Annotated in this window: 14 protein-coding genes; 13 read left to right on the plus strand and 1 reads right to left on the minus strand. The window is 71.0% G+C overall.

What is annotated here, in order from left to right; translation table 11 throughout:
• The first annotated feature begins 85 nt into the window (after nucleotides 1-85).
• The 3 genes from MB828_RS29580 to rpsD all read left to right on the plus strand — a co-directional run bounded on the left by MB828_RS29580 (nucleotide 86) and on the right by rpsD (nucleotide 3,077).
• Nucleotides 86-742, plus strand: coding sequence for a vitamin K epoxide reductase family protein (locus MB828_RS29580; RefSeq protein ID WP_301650848.1), 657 nt, complete (start codon nucleotides 86-88; stop codon nucleotides 740-742).
• Between the two features lie 55 nt (nucleotides 743-797).
• Nucleotides 798-2,153, plus strand: coding sequence for a replication-associated recombination protein A (locus MB828_RS29585; protein WP_133026007.1), 1,356 nt, complete (start codon nucleotides 798-800; stop codon nucleotides 2,151-2,153).
• 309 nt (nucleotides 2,154-2,462) lie between these two features.
• A complete protein-coding gene (rpsD, locus tag MB828_RS29590) occupies nucleotides 2,463-3,077 on the plus strand; it encodes a 30S ribosomal protein S4 (RefSeq protein ID WP_046726586.1) in 615 nt (204 codons plus the stop codon).
• 27 nt (nucleotides 3,078-3,104) lie between these two features.
• Here the strand turns inward: rpsD and MB828_RS29595 are convergent, their stop codons facing one another.
• Nucleotides 3,105-5,270 carry an ATP-binding protein gene (locus tag MB828_RS29595; RefSeq protein ID WP_301650849.1) on the minus strand — a complete coding sequence of 722 codons (2,166 nt, stop codon included), beginning with the start codon at nucleotides 5,268-5,270 and terminating at the stop codon, nucleotides 3,105-3,107.
• A 151-nt stretch (nucleotides 5,271-5,421) separates the two neighbouring features.
• Between MB828_RS29595 and MB828_RS29600 the strand changes: the two genes are divergently transcribed.
• The 10 genes from MB828_RS29600 (at nucleotide 5,422) to MB828_RS29645 (ending at nucleotide 16,022) form a co-directional block, all read left to right on the plus strand.
• Entirely contained in the window at nucleotides 5,422-5,862 is a 441-nt protein-coding gene (locus tag MB828_RS29600) for a DUF948 domain-containing protein (protein WP_133026009.1), read from the plus strand.
• Between the two features lie 12 nt (nucleotides 5,863-5,874).
• Nucleotides 5,875-6,249, plus strand: coding sequence for a hypothetical protein (locus tag MB828_RS29605; protein WP_301650850.1), 375 nt, complete (start codon nucleotides 5,875-5,877; stop codon nucleotides 6,247-6,249).
• Nucleotides 6,249-8,921 carry an alanine--tRNA ligase gene (alaS, locus tag MB828_RS29610; protein WP_301650851.1) on the plus strand — a complete coding sequence of 891 codons (2,673 nt, stop codon included), beginning with the start codon at nucleotides 6,249-6,251 and terminating at the stop codon, nucleotides 8,919-8,921. The genes MB828_RS29605 and alaS overlap by 1 nt, the downstream gene beginning before the upstream one ends.
• 14 nt (nucleotides 8,922-8,935) lie before the next feature.
• A complete protein-coding gene (ruvX, locus tag MB828_RS29615) occupies nucleotides 8,936-9,400 on the plus strand; it encodes a Holliday junction resolvase RuvX (protein WP_301650852.1) in 465 nt (154 codons plus the stop codon).
• Between the two features lie 122 nt (nucleotides 9,401-9,522).
• Nucleotides 9,523-11,271 (plus strand): endolytic transglycosylase MltG, encoded by a 1,749-nt coding sequence (gene mltG, locus MB828_RS29620; RefSeq protein WP_301650853.1) that lies wholly within the window; start codon nucleotides 9,523-9,525, stop codon nucleotides 11,269-11,271.
• Entirely contained in the window at nucleotides 11,252-12,091 is an 840-nt protein-coding gene (locus MB828_RS29625; protein ID WP_301650854.1) for a shikimate dehydrogenase, read from the plus strand. The genes mltG and MB828_RS29625 overlap by 20 nt, the downstream gene beginning before the upstream one ends.
• A gap of 163 nt (nucleotides 12,092-12,254) precedes the next feature.
• The gene (gene aroC, locus MB828_RS29630) at nucleotides 12,255-13,439 is read left to right on the plus strand and encodes a chorismate synthase (RefSeq protein WP_301650855.1); all 1,185 of its coding nucleotides are present in this window, start codon (nucleotides 12,255-12,257) and stop codon (nucleotides 13,437-13,439) included.
• An 11-nt stretch (nucleotides 13,440-13,450) separates the two neighbouring features.
• A complete protein-coding gene (locus MB828_RS29635) occupies nucleotides 13,451-13,954 on the plus strand; it encodes a shikimate kinase (RefSeq protein WP_301650941.1) in 504 nt (167 codons plus the stop codon).
• Complete coding sequence (gene aroB / locus MB828_RS29640; RefSeq protein WP_301650856.1) at nucleotides 13,951-15,042, plus strand: 3-dehydroquinate synthase; 1,092 nt, start codon at nucleotides 13,951-13,953, stop codon at nucleotides 15,040-15,042. The genes MB828_RS29635 and aroB overlap by 4 nt, the downstream gene beginning before the upstream one ends.
• Before the next feature lie 152 nt (nucleotides 15,043-15,194).
• A complete protein-coding gene (locus MB828_RS29645; RefSeq protein WP_301650857.1) occupies nucleotides 15,195-16,022 on the plus strand; it encodes a Pro-rich N-terminal domain-containing protein in 828 nt (275 codons plus the stop codon).
• Nucleotides 16,023-16,134 lie beyond the last annotated feature (112 nt).

Genomic DNA, 16,134 nt, shown 5'->3' on the forward strand with positions numbered 1-16,134 from the left:
ACCGAACGGTGGACAGGGCGCCCCGTGCGGCACAATGGCCCCTGCCCGAAGAAGTTCCAACTCTCAAACAGACGGAATCGGCGTGATGAGCAAGACGACAGTCAAGGACGTCTCCACGGAACCCGAGCCCGAGCACACCTCCGCGGCACCCCGTACGGAGGGCGGCAGTCTCGCCTTCGCCCTGCTGCTGATCATCACGGGCGCCGCCGGGCTGCTGGCCGCGTGGGTCATCACGATCGACAAGTTCAAGCTGCTGGAAGCCAAGGTCGAGGGCAAGACCTTCACCCCCGGGTGCAGCCTCAACCCGGTCGTCTCCTGCGGCAGCGTCATGCAGTCCAAGCAGGCCGCCGCCTTCGGCTTCCCGAACCCGATGCTCGGCCTGGTCTGCTACGGCATCGTCATCTGCGTCGGCGTGAGCCTGCTGGCCCGCGCCCGCTTCCCACGCTGGTACTGGCTCACCTTCAACTTCGGCACGCTCTTCGGTGTCGCCTTCTGCACCTGGCTGCAGTTCCAGTCCCTGTACCGGATCAACGCGCTGTGCCTGTGGTGCTCGCTGGCCTGGGTCGCCACGATCACCATGTTCTGGTACGTGACCTCCTTCAACATCCGCAAGAGCTTCCTGCCGGCCCCGAACTGGCTGAGGTCCTTCTTCGGCGAGTTCACCTGGGTGCTGCCGGTCCTGCACATCGGGATCATCGGCATGCTGGTCCTGACCCGCTGGTGGGACTTCTGGACCAGCTGACGGCCCGGCCACCGGCCCGGCGGGGATTGTCAGTGGCGTGATTTAGGGTTTCAGCGTGGAACCCGACCTGTTCACCGCAGCCGCAGAGGAACGCCAGGAGAAGGAGCCGTCCGGCAGCCCCCTGGCGGTGCGGATGCGCCCGCGCTCGCTGGACGAGGTGGTGGGCCAGCAGCACCTGCTGAAGCCGGGATCCCCGCTGCGCAGACTGGTCGGCGAGGGCAGCGGCGGTCCCGCCGGGCCCTCGTCCGTGATCCTCTGGGGGCCGCCCGGCACCGGCAAGACCACCCTGGCGTACGTCGTCTCCAAGGCCACCGACAAGCGGTTCGTGGAACTCTCCGCGATCACCGCCGGGGTCAAGGAGGTCCGCGCGGTCATCGACGGCGCCCGCCGCGCCACCGGGGGATACGGCAAGGAGACCGTCCTCTTCCTCGACGAGATCCACCGCTTCAGCAAGGCCCAGCAGGACTCCCTGCTCCCCGCGGTCGAGAACCGCTGGGTCACCCTCATCGCGGCCACCACGGAGAACCCGTACTTCTCGGTCATCTCCCCGCTGCTGTCCCGCTCCCTGCTCCTCACCCTCGAACCGCTCACCGACGACGACCTCCGGGGGCTCCTGCGCCGGGCCCGCACCGACGAGCGCGGCCTCAAGGAGGCCGTCACCCTCCCGCCGGACACCGAGGAGCACCTGCTGCGCATCGCCGGCGGCGACGCCCGCCGGGCCCTGACCGCCCTGGAGGCCGCCGCCGGCGCCGCCCTGGACAAGGGCGAGACGGAGATCGCGCTGCGGACCCTGGAGGAGGTCGTCGACCGGGCCGCGGTCAAGTACGACCGTGACGGCGACCAGCACTACGACGTCGCCAGCGCCCTCATCAAGTCCATCAGGGGCTCCGACGTGGACGCGGCCCTGCACTACCTGGCCCGGATGATCGAGGCCGGCGAGGACCCCCGGTTCATCGCCCGCCGCCTGATGATCTCGGCCAGCGAGGACATCGGCCTCGCCGACCCGAACGCCCTGCCCATAGCCGTGGCCGCCGCCCAGGCCGTCGCCATGATCGGCTTCCCCGAGGCCGCCCTCACCCTCAGCCACGCCACCATCGCCCTCGCCCTGGCCCCCAAGTCCAACTCCGCGACCACCGCCATCGGCGCCGCCCTGGAGGACGTCCGCAAGGGACTGGCCGGCCAGGTGCCCCCGCACCTGCGCGACGGCCACTACAAGGGCGCCGCCAAGCTCGGCCACGCCCAGGGCTACGTGTATCCGCACGACCTGCCCGAGGGCATCGCCGAGCAGCAGTACGCCCCGGACACCGTCCGGGACCGCGAGTACTACACCCCGACCCGGCACGGCGCCGAGGCGCGCTACGCCGACGCCGTCGAGTGGACCAGGAAGCACCTCGGTCGCAGGCGGTCCTGAGCAGCCTGTAGACTGCCCCGAAGTGCCGAGTCCCGCGCAGTCAGAGCGGGACAACCGGCCGGAACCCCCGCGAGGGGGATCCAGGAGCGTCGCGCACCGTCGAACGGTGTCGCGGGCAGCCCACCACCATCCGTCGTCCTGAGGCGACGGTACCGGTCGGTGGGCCACTCGCGTGCTGCACGTATGTGCCCAGACCAGGGGAGCGGCTGCCCACCAGACCCGGCAACGGGCTCCGGAGGGTTTCCCCGGCTGCGGATTGCGACCTCCCTCAACCCTGACAAGCCGAATACCAGAAGGAAGAAAGAGACAGTGGCGAACCAGTCCCGCCCCAAGGTCAAGAAGTCGCGTGCCCTCGGCATCGCGCTGACCCCGAAGGCCGTCAAGTACTTCGAGGCCCGCCCCTACCCGCCGGGTGAGCACGGCCGCGGCCGCAAGCAGAACTCGGACTACAAGGTCCGTCTGCTGGAGAAGCAGCGTCTGCGTGCGCAGTACGACATCTCCGAGCGCCAGCTGGTCCGCGCCTACGAGCGTGCCTCCAAGGTGCAGGGCAAGACCGGTGAGGCGCTGATCGTCGAGCTGGAGCGCCGCCTCGACGCGCTGGTCCTGCGTTCGGGCATCGCCCGCACGATCTACCAGGCCCGCCAGATGGTCGTCCACGGCCACATCCAGGTCAACGGCCAGAAGACCGACAAGCCGTCCTTCCGGGTCCGTCCGGACGACGTCGTGCAGGTCCGCGACCGTTCCAAGGACAAGACGCTCTTCCAGGTCGCCCGCGAGGGTGGCTTCGCCCCCGACGGCGAGACCCCCCGCTACCTTCAGGTGAACCTCAAGGCCCTGGCGTTCCGCCTGGACCGCGAGCCGAACCGCAAGGAAGTTCCGGTCATCTGCGACGAGCAGCTCGTCGTCGAGTACTACGCCCGCTGATCCCAGCCCCGGCGTAGCACCTCAGCGTCAGCCCGCCGTCTCCCCGCCCTTCCGGGTGGGCGAGGCGGCGGGTTTCTGCGTGTCGGAGCCGTCCCGCCGCTGCCGTACCGGCCCGCGCGGCGCCGGCATGGCCGCCGACGGCCGCGCCCCGAAGTACTCCAGCGCCCGGTTCACCGCCGCCACCCGGTCAAGACCGGCCCCCTGCCGTACGCACTCCGCGTACCGCTCGTCGCCCAGGGCCCGCCGGGCCGCCTCCTCGCACAGCTCGTGCGGGGCGTTGTAGTGGGCCGAGCCGAACAGCGGCAGCCCCACCGCCGGCCACATCCGCCCGGCCGCGCCCTGGAGCACCGCCGCCTCGGCCGGATCGCCCTGCCCCACCGTCACCAGGGCCAGCAGTTCGATCGACAGGACCGAGCCGAGCAGGTCACGGAAACCGTGCGCGTGGAACAGGCAGTCGGTGAGCAGCGCACGGGCACCCGGATGGTCGCCGTCCCGCCAGGCCGCGTACGCCAGCACGTACAGCGCGTACGACCGGGCCCAGCGCTCCCCGTGGTCCTCGCAGACCCGGCGCACCTGCTGGCACAGCCGGACCGCGTCCGCAAGATCGCCCTGGAACGCCCTGGTCATCGCCAGCTCGACCTGCCCCATCAGGACGTTGCTGTTCAGCTCGCCGATCTCCCGGTAGCGCGTCAGCGCGGAGCGCAGCAGCGTCTCCGCGCGTGCCATGTCGTCCGTGACCAGGGCCAGACAGCCGGTGCGGTGCTCCGCGTACGCCACCGCCGTGGGATCGGCGACCAGCTCGGCCTCCGCGCGGCACGCCTGGAGCGCCGCCAGCGCCGGCACCGCGTCCCCCTGGAGGATCGCCACGTAACCGAGCACCCACAGCGCCTTCAGCCGGGACCGCGGATACCCCGAGTCCAGCTCCAGGCTCCGCTCCAGCCAGCGCCGCCCCTCCGCGAGACGGCCGCAGCCCACCCAGTAGAACCAGAGCGAACCCGCCAGGCACTGGCCCAGATGGGCCTCGTCCGGCTCGGTCAGGCAGTGGTCCAGGGCCGTCCGCAGGTTCGGCAGCTCGGCCTCCACCCGCTCGGCCACCTCGCCCTGCCGGGGCGAGAACCAGTCCAGCTCGCACCAGGTCGCCAGACCCATGAACCAGTCCCGGTGCCGGCGCCGCAGCCGTCCCGCGTCCCCGGCGCCCGTCAGCCAGTCGGCGCCGTACGCCCGCACGGTGTCGAGCATCCGGTAGCGCACGCCCCTCGGGGTCCCCTCCCGGGACACCACCGACTGGGCGAGCAGCTCCGTCAGCACGTCCAGGACGTTCTCGGGCGACAGCCCGTCCCCGCTGCACACGTACTCCGCGGCCTCCAGGTCGAAGGTCCCCGCGAACACCGACAGCCGCGCCCACAGCAGGCGCTCGGCGGGCGTGCACAGTTCATGACTCCACCCGATCGCGGTACGCAGCGTCCGGTGGCGGGGGAGACCGTCCCGTCCGCCGCCGGTCAGCAGCCGGAACCGGTCGTCGAGCCGCTCCAGCAGCTGTCCGGGCGACAGCGCCCGCAGCCGCCCCGCCGCCAGCTCGATCGCCAGCGGGATGCCGTCCAGCCGCCGGCACACCTCCCGTACCTGCGCGTGGCCCCGCACGTCCAGCCCCTGCCGCTCGGCACGCTCGCCGAACAGCTCCACCGCCTCGTCCTCGCCGAGCGGCGCCAGCGGGAACAGCCGCTCGCCCGCCACCCCCAGGGGCCGCCGGCCCACCGCCAGCACGGCCAGGTCGGGCAGCCGTCGCAGCAGCTCGGCCACCAGTTCCGCGCACGCGTCCACCAGGTGCTCGCACCCGTCGAGGAGCAGCAGGACCCGGCGGCCGGCGAGCTGCTCGACGAGCGTCTCGCGCGGCGGCCGGGCGGTGTGGTCGGTCAGGCCCAGCGCCTCCACGGCCGCGTAGGCCACGAACTCCGGATCGCGCACCGGCGCCAGCTCCACCCGCCACACCCCGTCCCGGGGCGCCGCGCCGGCCGCCGCCCGGGCCGCGAGCCGGGACTTGCCGACCCCGCCGGCCCCGGTCACCGTGACCAGCCGGTCGGACGCCAGGGCCCGGGCGAGTTCACCGAGTTCGGCCGTGCGGCCCACGAAGGCGGTCAGTTCCAGGGGCAGATTGCCGTCCGCCGAGGGGCCGGGGCGCTGAGGACCTCGCATGGGACACGGAGCGTACTTAACCGTGTTCGTTCCGTACAATCCCTTCCGGCAACTCCATCCTCCGCGCCCGGTAATCCGGTACGGAGCCGCACCGGCGGCGCGATAGGCTCGGTGCAGACTTTTCGATGTTGAGGCACGTTTCAGGGAGCGGGTGCGCGCAGTGTCCGGTGGAGAGGTGGCCGGGATCCTGGTGGCCGTCTTCTGGGCGATCCTGGTCTCCTTCCTCGCCGTCGCACTGGCGAGGCTGGCCCAGACGCTCAAGGCGACCACCAAGCTCGTGGCGGACGTGACCGACCAGGCCGTCCCGCTGCTCGCCGACGCCTCCGCGGCCGTACGCTCCGCGCAGACCCAGATCGACCGGGTCGACTCGATCGCCTCCGACGTCCAGGAGGTCACGTCGAACGCCTCCGCGCTGTCGACCACGGTCGCCTCCACCTTCGGCGGCCCGCTGGTCAAGGTCGCGGCCTTCGGCTACGGGGTGCGGCGGGCGCTGTCCGGCCGTAAGGCGGACGTGCCCGTGAAGGAGCCCAGGCGTACCGTGATCGTGGGCCGGACGGTGCCCGCCGCGCGGCGGAAGAACCGGGGAAAGTAGGAGCCAGGCCATATGTTCCGCCGTTCGTTCTGGTTCACCACCGGTGTCGCCGCCGGCGTCTGGGCCACCACCAAGGTCAACCGCAAGCTCAAGCAGCTGACCCCGGAGAGCCTGGCCGCCACCGCCGCGAACAAGGCGCTGGAGACCGGTCACCGGATCAGGGACCGGGCGGTCGGCTTCGCGCTCGACGTCCGCGACAACATGGCCCAGCGGGAGGAAGAGCTGGGGGAGGCACTGGGCATCAACACGGACCCCGGACTGCCCGCACCCCGGCGGCTCGCCGCCATCGAGAACAACCGCAACGACCCGAAGTACATCGAGAACAGCAGGATTTCGAAGTACGTCGATCCCACGACGTACTCGTACGACCGGAATGAGGACCACTGATGGAGTCGGCAGAGATCCGCCGCCGCTGGCTGAGCTTCTACGAGGAGCGCGGTCACACCGTCGTCCCTTCGGCGTCGCTCATCGCGGACGATCCGACTCTGCTCCTCGTCCCGGCCGGCATGGTGCCCTTCAAGCCGTACTTCCTCGGTGAGGTCAAGCCGCCGTGGACGCGCGCCACCAGCGTGCAGAAGTGCGTGCGCACCCCGGACATCGAAGAGGTCGGCAAGACCACCCGGCACGGCACCTTCTTCCAGATGTGCGGCAACTTCTCCTTCGGCGACTACTTCAAGGAAGGCGCCATCAAGTACGCCTGGGAGCTGCTCACCACGCCCCAGGACAAGGGCGGTTACGGCCTGGAGCCGGACCGGCTGTGGATCACCGTCTACAAGGACGACGACGAGGCCGAGCGCATCTGGCACGAGGTCATCGGTGTGCCGAAGGAGCGCATCCAGCGCCTCGGCATGAAGGACAACTACTGGTCCATGGGCGTCCCCGGCCCCTGCGGCCCGTGTTCCGAGATCAACTACGACCGCGGCCCCGAGTTCGGCGTCGAGGGCGGCCCCGCCGTCAACGACGAGCGGTACGTGGAGATCTGGAACCTGGTCTTCATGCAGTACGAGCGCGGCGAGGGCATCGGCAAGGACAACTTCGAGATCCTCGGCGAGCTGCCCAGCAAGAACATCGACACGGGTCTCGGCCTGGAGCGTCTCGCCATGATTCTGCAGGGCGTGCAGAACATGTACGAGATCGACACCTCGATGGCCGTCATCAAGAAGGCCACCGAGCTGACCGGCGTCCACTACGGCGACGCCCACGCCTCGGACGTCTCGCTGCGCGTGGTCACCGACCACATGCGCACGTCGGTGATGCTCATCGGCGACGGCGTCACCCCGGGCAACGAGGGCCGCGGTTACGTGCTGCGCCGCATCATGCGCCGCGCCATCCGCAACATGCGGCTGCTCGGCGCCACCGGTCCGGTCGTCCTCGACCTGATCGACACCGTGATCCGGATGATGGGCCAGCAGTACCCGGAGCTGGTCACCGACCGCGAGCGGATCGAGAAGGTCGCCGTCGCCGAGGAGAACGCCTTCCTCAAGACGCTCAAGGCCGGCACCAACATCCTCGACACCGCCGTCACCGAGACCAAGGACGCCGGTGGCAAGGTCCTCGCCGGTGACAAGGCGTTCCTGCTCCACGACACCTGGGGCTTCCCGATCGACCTCACCCTCGAGATGGCCGCCGAACAGGGCCTCTCGGTGGACGAGGAGGGCTTCCGCCGCCTGATGAAGGAGCAGCGGGAGCGCGCCAAGGCCGACGCCCAGGCCAAGAAGACCGGCCACGCCGGCGCCGGCGCCTACCGGGAGATCGCCGACCGGACCGGTGCCACCGACTTCATCGGCTACTCCGACACCGAGGGCGAGACCACGATCGTCGGCATCCTCGTCGACGGCGTCTCCTCGCCGGCCGCCACCGAGGGCGACGAGGTCGAGGTCGTCCTCGACCGCACCCCGTTCTACGCCGAGGGCGGCGGCCAGATCGGCGACACCGGCCGGATCAAGGTCGACACCGGTGCCGTCATCGAGATCCGCGACACCCAGAAGCCGGTGCCCGGCGTGTACGTCCACAAGGGCGTCGTCCAGGTCGGCGAGGTCACCGTCGGCGCCAAGGCCCACGCCTCCATCGACTCCCGCCGCCGGACCGCCATCGCCCGTGCCCACTCGGCCACCCACCTCACTCACCAGGCGCTGCGCGACGCCCTCGGCCCGACCGCCGCCCAGGCGGGTTCGGAGAACCAGCCCGGCCGGTTCCGCTTCGACTTCGGTTCGCCGTCCGCGGTTCCCACCGCCGTGATGACCGACGTCGAACAGAAGATCAACGAGGTGCTGGCCCGCGACCTCGACGTGCGCGCCGACATCATGGGCATCGACGAGGCCAAGAAGCAGGGCGCCATCGCCGAGTTCGGCGAGAAGTACGGCGAGCGGGTCCGCGTGGTGACCATCGGCGACTTCTCCAAGGAGCTGTGCGGCGGCACCCACGTGCACAACACCTCCCAGCTGGGCCTGGTGAAGCTGCTCGGCGAGTCCTCGATCGGTTCGGGTGTCCGCCGTATCGAGGCGCTCGTCGGTGTCGACGCCTACAACTTCCTCGCCCGTGAGCACACGGTCGTCGCCCAGCTCCAGGAGCTGATCAAGGGCCGTCCGGAGGAGCTTCCGGAGAAGGTCTCCGCCATGCTCGGCAAGCTGAAGGACGCCGAGAAGGAGATCGAGAAGTTCCGCGCGGAGAAGGTGCTCCAGGCCGCCGCCGGTCTGGTCGAGTCCGCCAAGGACATCCGCGGGATCGCCGTGGTGACCGGGCAGGTCCCGGACGGCACCACCCCGGACGACCTGCGCCGGCTGGTCCTCGACGTGCGGGGCCGCATCCAGGGCGGACGCGCCGCCGTGGTCGCCCTGTTCACGGTCAACAACGGCAAGCCGCTGACGGTCATCGCCACCAACGACGCCGCCCGCGACCGCGGTCTCAAGGCCGGTGACCTGGTCCGCACCGCCGCCAAGACGCTCGGCGGCGGCGGTGGCGGCAAGCCGGACGTCGCCCAGGGCGGCGGCCAGAACCCGGCCGCGATCGGGGAGGCCGTCGACGCCGTCGAGCGCCTCGTCACCGAGACCGCGAAGTAAGGAAACGGTCGGAAATGCGCAGAGGACGTCGACTCGCTATCGACGTCGGGGACGCCCGGATCGGGGTCGCCTCGTGCGACCCCGACGGGATCCTCGCCACCCCGGTCGAGACCGTTCCCGGCCGGGACGTCCCGGCGGCCCACCGCCGGCTGCGGCAACTGGTCGCGGAGTACGAACCGATCGAGGTCGTCGTCGGACTCCCGCGCTCCCTCAAGGGGGGCGAGGGCCCGGCGGCGGTCAAGGTCAGGGCGTTCGCCCAGGAGTTGGCCAAGGGTGTCAAACCGGTGCCGGTCCGGCTGGTCGACGAGCGGATGACGACCGTGACGGCCAGTCAGGGACTGCGGGCCTCGGGGGTGAAGTCCAAGAAGGGCCGATCGGTCATCGACCAGGCCGCCGCGGTGATCATTCTTCAGCAGGCGCTGGAATCCGAACGGGTGTCAGGTAAACCACCCGGTGAGGGCGTCGAAGTGGTCATCTGATCGCGATACGGTAACGTTCCGCGCGATGCGATGGTTTTCGAACAGCCACCGCACAGCAAGAGGCGGAACGGCAACCGGCCCACCAGCCGCGTGACGTGCCGCCTCGCGGCTCTAGGGGATCGATGACTGAGTATGGCCGGGGCCCAGGCTCCGAACCGTGGCATCCGGAGGACCCGTTGTACGGGGACGGCGGATGGGGCGGACAGCAGGCCCACGCGGGCCAGCAGTCCCCCTACGACGGCCAGCCGCAGCACTACCCGCAGCAGTCGCAGCAGCAGTACGGCGACTGGGAGCAGCACCCGCAGGGCGGGTATGACCAGCACCACGCCCAGCAGCAGTACGCGTACTACGACGAACAGGGCCAACTCCGGTACGCCGACGGGCATGCGCAGCAGCAGTACGACCAGCAGTACGCCGGCCACGCTCCGCAGCAGTACCACCAGGGCACCTGGGACGCGGCCGGCACCCACGGCGAGGTGCCGTACGCCGCCGACCCGGGCGACCCCTACGGCCAGCAACCCGTCGCCTACGGCGGTGAGCAGCCCGACTTCTACGGCACCGAGGACGCCTACCCGCCGCCGGAGCCGCCCGGCCGCAGGCGGGTACCCGAACCGGCACCGCAGCAGGACTCCGTGGCCGAGGAAGAGGAGCAGCACCCCTTCTTCACGGGTGCCGACGACGAGGACGACGAGGACGACGACGATCCGAAGGGACGCCGCGGTGGTGGCCGCGGCAAGGACGGCAAGGAGCCCAGGGGCGGCAAGAAGGGCAAGGGCGGAGAAGGAGCCAAGAAGCGCCGCAACGGCTTCGCCTGCCTGGTGGTCTGCCTGGTCTTCGGCGGAGGCGCGGCCACCGTCGGCTACTTCGGCTGGCACTTCTACCAAAATCGTTTCGGCGCATCCCCTGACTACGCGGGCAGCGGCAACGGCGAGATCGTGACCGTCCAGATCCCCAAGGGCGCGGGCGGCTACGAGATCGGCCGCCGGCTCAGGGAGGCCGGCGTCGTGAAGAGCGTCGACGCGTTCGTCCACGCGCAGTCGCAGAACCCGAAGGGCGACACGATCCAGGCGGGTGCCTACACCCTGAAAAAGGAGATGTCCGCAGCGAGTTGCGTCCTCCTGATGCTCGACCCGGCGAGCCAGAGCAGCGTGGTCGTCACGCCGGGTGAGCGCGCGGCGGCCGTGTACGTCGCCCTGGACAAGAAACTCGGCCTTTCCGCGGGCAGCAGCAAGAAGATCGCAAAGGCCGAGTACAAGAACCTTGGTCTGCCGAGCTATGCGAACAGCAACAGCAAGATCATGGATCCGCTGGAAGGATTCCTCTACCCGGGTACCTATGCCGCGGCCAAGGGCATGAAGCCCGACGCGATCCTCAAACAGATGGTCGCGGCGGCCAAGGAGGAATACGCCAACTACAACCTGGTGGCCGAGGCCAAGAAGTACGACCTGGAAAATCCGTTGCAGGTCATCACGGTCGCGAGCCTCGTCCAGGCCGAAGGAAAGACCCACGACGACTTCCGCAAGATGGCGGAAGTGATCTACAACCGTCTCAAGACCACGAACACCGAGACGAACCGTTTGCTCCAATTCGACTCGACCTTCAACTACCTGAAGGGTACGAGCAACATCCACATCAGCGAGTCGGAGATCAACAGCAACCGGAGCCCGTACAACACCTATACCCAGAAGGGCCTTCCGCCGGGCCCGATCGGCAACCCCGGCGAGGACGCTCTGAAGGCGGCGCTGAATCCGACCGAAGACGGCTGGATCTACTTCGTGGCGACCGACGGCCAGAACAACACCGAATTCGCCAAGACCTACGCGGAATTCCAGCAGCTCAAGGACAAGTTCAATGCCACCTCGGGCCACTGACGCCCGCCGGGCCGCCGTGCTCGGTAAGCCCATCGGGCACTCTCTCTCCCCGGTGCTGCACCGGGCCGCGTACGACGAGCTCGGGCTCACCGGCTGGTCGTACGGGCGCTTCGAGGTCGACGAGGCCGGGCTGCCCGGCTTCGTCGCGGGGCTGGGGCCGGAGTGGGCGGGGCTGTCGCTGACCATGCCGCTGAAGCGGGCGGTCATACCGCTGCTCGACGAGATCAGCGAGACGGCCGCCTCGGTGGACGCGGTCAACACCGTCGTCTTCACGGAGGACGGGCGCCTGCTCGGGGACAACACCGATATTCCAGGCATGGTCGCCGCGCTCCGCGAGCACGGTATCGAACAGGTCGAATCCGCCGCCGTCCTGGGCGCCGGCGCCACCGCCTCCTCCGCCCTGGCCGCACTCGCCCGGATCTGCACCGGCGAGGTCGTCGCCTACGTCCGCAGCGCGGCCCGTGCCGCCGAGATGCGGGAGTGGGGCGAGCGGCTCGACGTCGAGGTCCGCACCGCCGACTGGGCCGACGCGGCTGAGGCGCTGCGTGCTCCGCTGGTCGTCGCCACCACGCCGGCCGGCACCACCGACGCCCTCGCCGCAGCCGTGCCGGAACGGCCCACGACGCTCTTCGACGTGCTCTACGACCCCTGGCCGACCGAACTCGCGGCCCGCTGGTCGATGTTCGGCGGCGCCGTGGTGAGCGGCCTCGACCTCCTGGTGCACCAGGCCGTGCTCCAGGTCGAGCAGATGACCGGCCGCACCCCGGCACCCCTGGACGCCATGCGCCGGGCTGGGGAGAAGGCCCTCGCCGAGCGCTGACCCGTCCGGGCGTCCGTCTGCTGGACCGGCGGCCGGGTCCGGTCCCCGGACGTGGGAGGATCGGAGGTGGCGGACCGGGGCCGCGCACCCGGTCGGGCCGTCGCCGTACGCGAGGACACGCGTACTCAGGGCAGTACCAGGGCGCGAGCACTGAGGAGCATCGTTGAGCAGGCTGCGTTGGCTGACCGCGGGGGAGTCCCACGGTCCCGCACTTGTCGCGACGCTGGAGGGCCTTCCCGCCGGCGTGCCGATCACGACCGAGATGGTCGCCGACCACCTGGCGCGGCGGCGGCTCGGCTACGGCCGCGGTGCCCGGATGAAGTTCGAGCGTGACGAGGTCACCTTCCTCGGCGGTGTCCGGCACGGCCTGACCCTCGGCTCCCCGGTCGCGATCATGGTGGGCAACAGCGAGTGGCCCAAGTGGGAGCAGGTCATGGCGGCCGACCCGGTCGACCCCGAGATCCTCGCCGGCCTCGCCCGCAACGCCCCGCTGACCCGGCCCCGCCCCGGCCACGCCGACCTCGCCGGCATGCAGAAGTACGGCTTCGACGAGGCCCGTCCGGTCCTGGAGCGGGCCTCCGCCCGCGAGACCGCGGCCCGCGTGGCGCTCGGCGCCGTCGCCCGGTCGTACCTCAAGGAGACCGCGGGCATCGAGATCGTCTCGCACGTCGTCGAGCTGTGCTCCGTGAAGGCCCCGGCGGGTACCTACCCCACCCCGGCCGATGTCGAGAAGCTGGACGCCGACCCGCTGCGCTGCCTGGACGCGGACACCTCGAAGGCGATGGTCGCGGAGGTCGACCAGGCCCACAAGGACGGCGACACCCTGGGCGGTGTGGTCGAGGTGCTGGCGTACGGCGTGCCGGTCGGCCTCGGCTCGCACGTCCACTGGGACCGCAAGCTGGACGCCCGTCTCGCCGGTGCCCTGATGGGCATCCAGGCGATCAAGGGCGTCGAGATCGGGGACGGCTTCGAGCTGGCCCGGGTGCCCGGCTCCAAGGCCCATGACGAGATCGTGGGCACGCCCGAGGGCATCCGGCGCGTCTCCGGCCGGGCCGGCGGCACCGAGGGCGGCCTGTCCACCGGTGAGCTGCTGCGGGTACGGGCCGCGATGAAGCCGATCGCGACCGTGCCGCGCGCCCTTCAGACCGTGGACGTGGCGACCGGCGAGGCCGCGCAGGCGCACCACCAGCGCTCCGACGTCTCCGCCGTCCCGGCGGCCGGCATCGTCGCCGAGGCGATGGTCGCGCTCGTCCTCGCGGACGCGGTCGCGGAGAAGTTCGGCGGCGACTCCGTCCCCGAGACCCGCCGCAACGTGCGGTCGTACCTCGAGAACCTGGCCATCCGGTGAGCACCGCGCCGATGGTGGTGCTGGTCGGGCCGATGGGCGTGGGCAAGTCCACGGTCGGGCAGCTGCTAGCCGAGCGGCTCGGCGTCGGCTACCGGGACACCGACGAGGACATCGTCGCCGCCGAGGACCGCACCATCGCCGACATCTTCGTGGCGGAGGGCGAGCCGGTCTTCCGCGCCATCGAGAAGCGGGCGGTGCGGGACGCGCTGGCCGAGCACGAGGGCGTCCTCGCCCTCGGCGGCGGCGCGATCCTGGACGCGGACACGCGGAGCCTGCTCGCCGGGCAGCGGGTGGTCTACCTCTCGATGGACGTCGAGGAAGCCGTCAAGCGCACCGGCCTGAACGCGGCCCGGCCGCTGCTCGCCCTGAACCCGCGCAAACAGTGGCGCGAGCTGATGGAGGCGCGGCGGCACCTGTACGAGGAGATCGCCACGGCCGTCGTGGCGACCGACGGCCGTACGCCCGAAGAGGTCACCCAAGCAGCCCTGGACGCACTGGAGTTGAAGGAAGCATGAGCGAGGCAGTCACCCGGATCCAGGTCGGCGGCACGGCGGGCACCGAGCCGTACGAGGTCCTGGTGGGCCGTCAGCTGCTCGGCGAACTGGGCGGGCTGATCGGCGAGAAGGCCAAGCGGGTCGCCGTCATCCATCCCGAGGCGCTCGCCGAGACCGGCGACGCGCTCCGCGCCGACCTGGCCGGGCAGGGCTACCAGGCTGTCGCCATCCAGGTGCCGAACGCCGAGGAGGCCAAGACCGCCGAGGTCGCCGCCTACTGCTGGAAGGCGCTCGGCCAGTCCGGCTTCACCCGCTCCGACGTGATCGTCGGCGTGGGCGGCGGCGCCACCACGGACCTGGCCGGTTTCGTGGCCGCGACCTGGCTGCGCGGGGTGCGCTGGATCGCCGTCCCGACCACCGTGCTGGCCATGGTGGACGCGGCGGTGGGCGGCAAGACGGGCATCAACACGGCCGAGGGCAAGAACCTGGTCGGCGCCTTCCACCCGCCGGCGGGCGTGCTGTGCGACCTGGCCGCCCTCGACTCCCTCCCGGTCAACGACTACGTCTCCGGGCTCGCCGAGGTCATCAAGGCGGGCTTCATCGCCGACCCCACGATCCTGGAGCTCATCGAGTCCGATCCCGAGGCCGCGCGCACCCCGGCGGGCCCGCACACGGCCGAGCTGATCGAGCGGTCGATCCGGGTCAAGGCGGAGGTCGTCTCCTCCGACCTCAAGGAGTCGGGCCTGCGGGAGATCCTCAACTACGGCCACACGCTCGGCCACGCCATCGAGAAGAACGAGCGCTACAAGTGGCGGCACGGCGCCGCGGTCGCCGTCGGCATGCACTTCGCCGCCGAGCTGGGCCGCCTCGCCGGCCGCCTGGACGACGCGACGGCGGACCGCCACCGCACCATCCTGGAGTCGGTGGGCCTGCCCCTGCACTACCGCTACGACCAGTGGCCCAAGCTGGTCGAGACGATGAAGGTCGACAAGAAGTCCCGCGGCGACCTGCTCCGCTTCATCGTGCTGGACGGCCTGGCCAAGCCGACGGTCCTGGAGGGCCCGGACCCGGCGGTGCTGCTCGCCGCGTACGGCGAGGTCGGGAGTTAGGTCCGCGGGTGTCCGCGGGTGTTCCTTCCGCCCGGATCGCCTCCTGGCACGGGCACTTCCGGCCGCCCCCGGCCGTTTCACCAAACGACGACCGGGGGCGGTACCGTTCGGTAACGAGCGCGGCCGAACATGACGAGACGGAGTGGCACCGGATGCAGCACGCAGTGGGATCTCCGCTGCCGCCGCCCCATCAGCCGGGGCAGGGACCGACCGGCTGGCAGCCGGCCGCACACCACCCGGGAGCGCCCCAGGGCCCCGCGCCCGTGCCGCCACCCCCGGTCGCGCCGCCGCAGCCCACGGCCCCACCGCTGCCCCCGACCCCACCGCCCCCGGACACCACGGGTCATGTCCCGCTGCCGCCGGGTGCCCCGGTCGGCTTTCCCGCCGTGCCCCCGGCCGCCACCTCGGCGCCCGACCCCGCGGGCACCACCCTGGCCGTCCTCCTCATCGGCCCGGCCGGAGCGGGCAAGACGAGCGTGGCCAAGTACTGGGCGGACCACCGCCGGGTCCCCACCGCCCACATCAGCCTCGACGACGTCCGCGAATGGGTCCGCGCCGGATTCGCCGACCCCCAGTCCGGGTGGAACGACAACTCCGAGGCGCAGTACCGCCTGGCCCGCCGCACCTGCGGTTTCGCCGCGCGCAACTTCCTGGCCAACGGCATCTCGTGCATCCTCGACGACGCGGTCTTCCCGGACCGTCCGGTCGTCGGGCTCGGCGGCTGGAAGCGCCACGTCGGCCCCGGGCTGCTGCCCGTCGTCCTCCTGCCCGGCCTCGACGTCGTCCTGGAACGCAACGCGGAACGCATGGGCAACCGCCGCCTCACCGACGAGGAGGTGGCCCGCATCCACGGCCGCATGGCCGGCTGGTACGGCTCGGGCCTCCCGATCATCGACAACTCCCAACTGGACGTACCGACCACGGCCCACGTCCTGGACGAGGTCCTGGCCCGAGCAATAGCAAGCCCCCCGAACTGGTAGCCGGGGGGACTGCCCCCACCTTCTTGGGCGGCGGTGACTGCCCCCACCTTCTTGGGGGCGCGGGGAACTGCGCGACAAGCCCCCACGCACCCGCACCCGACGACGCACCCCA

This window comes from Streptomyces arenae, assembly GCF_022343545.1.
In the GTDB taxonomy this organism is placed as follows: Bacteria; Actinomycetota; Actinomycetes; order Streptomycetales; family Streptomycetaceae; genus Streptomyces; species Streptomyces humi.

Coding starts and splice junctions, on each gene's coding strand:
- MB828_RS29580 (WP_301650848.1), top strand. CDS start 86: ATGAGCAAGACGACAGTCAAGGACGTCTCCACGGAACCCGAGCCCGAG.
- MB828_RS29595 (WP_301650849.1), bottom strand. CDS start 5,270: ATGCGAGGTCCTCAGCGCCCCGGCCCCTCGGCGGACGGCAATCTGCCC.
- MB828_RS29605 (WP_301650850.1), top strand. CDS start 5,875: ATGTTCCGCCGTTCGTTCTGGTTCACCACCGGTGTCGCCGCCGGCGTC.
- alaS (WP_301650851.1), top strand. CDS start 6,249: ATGGAGTCGGCAGAGATCCGCCGCCGCTGGCTGAGCTTCTACGAGGAG.
- ruvX (WP_301650852.1), top strand. CDS start 8,936: ATGCGCAGAGGACGTCGACTCGCTATCGACGTCGGGGACGCCCGGATC.
- mltG (WP_301650853.1), top strand. CDS start 9,523: ATGACTGAGTATGGCCGGGGCCCAGGCTCCGAACCGTGGCATCCGGAG.
- MB828_RS29625 (WP_301650854.1), top strand. CDS start 11,252: ATGCCACCTCGGGCCACTGACGCCCGCCGGGCCGCCGTGCTCGGTAAG.
- MB828_RS29635 (WP_301650941.1), top strand. CDS start 13,451: ATGGTGGTGCTGGTCGGGCCGATGGGCGTGGGCAAGTCCACGGTCGGG.
- aroB (WP_301650856.1), top strand. CDS start 13,951: ATGAGCGAGGCAGTCACCCGGATCCAGGTCGGCGGCACGGCGGGCACC.
- MB828_RS29645 (WP_301650857.1), top strand. CDS start 15,195: ATGCAGCACGCAGTGGGATCTCCGCTGCCGCCGCCCCATCAGCCGGGG.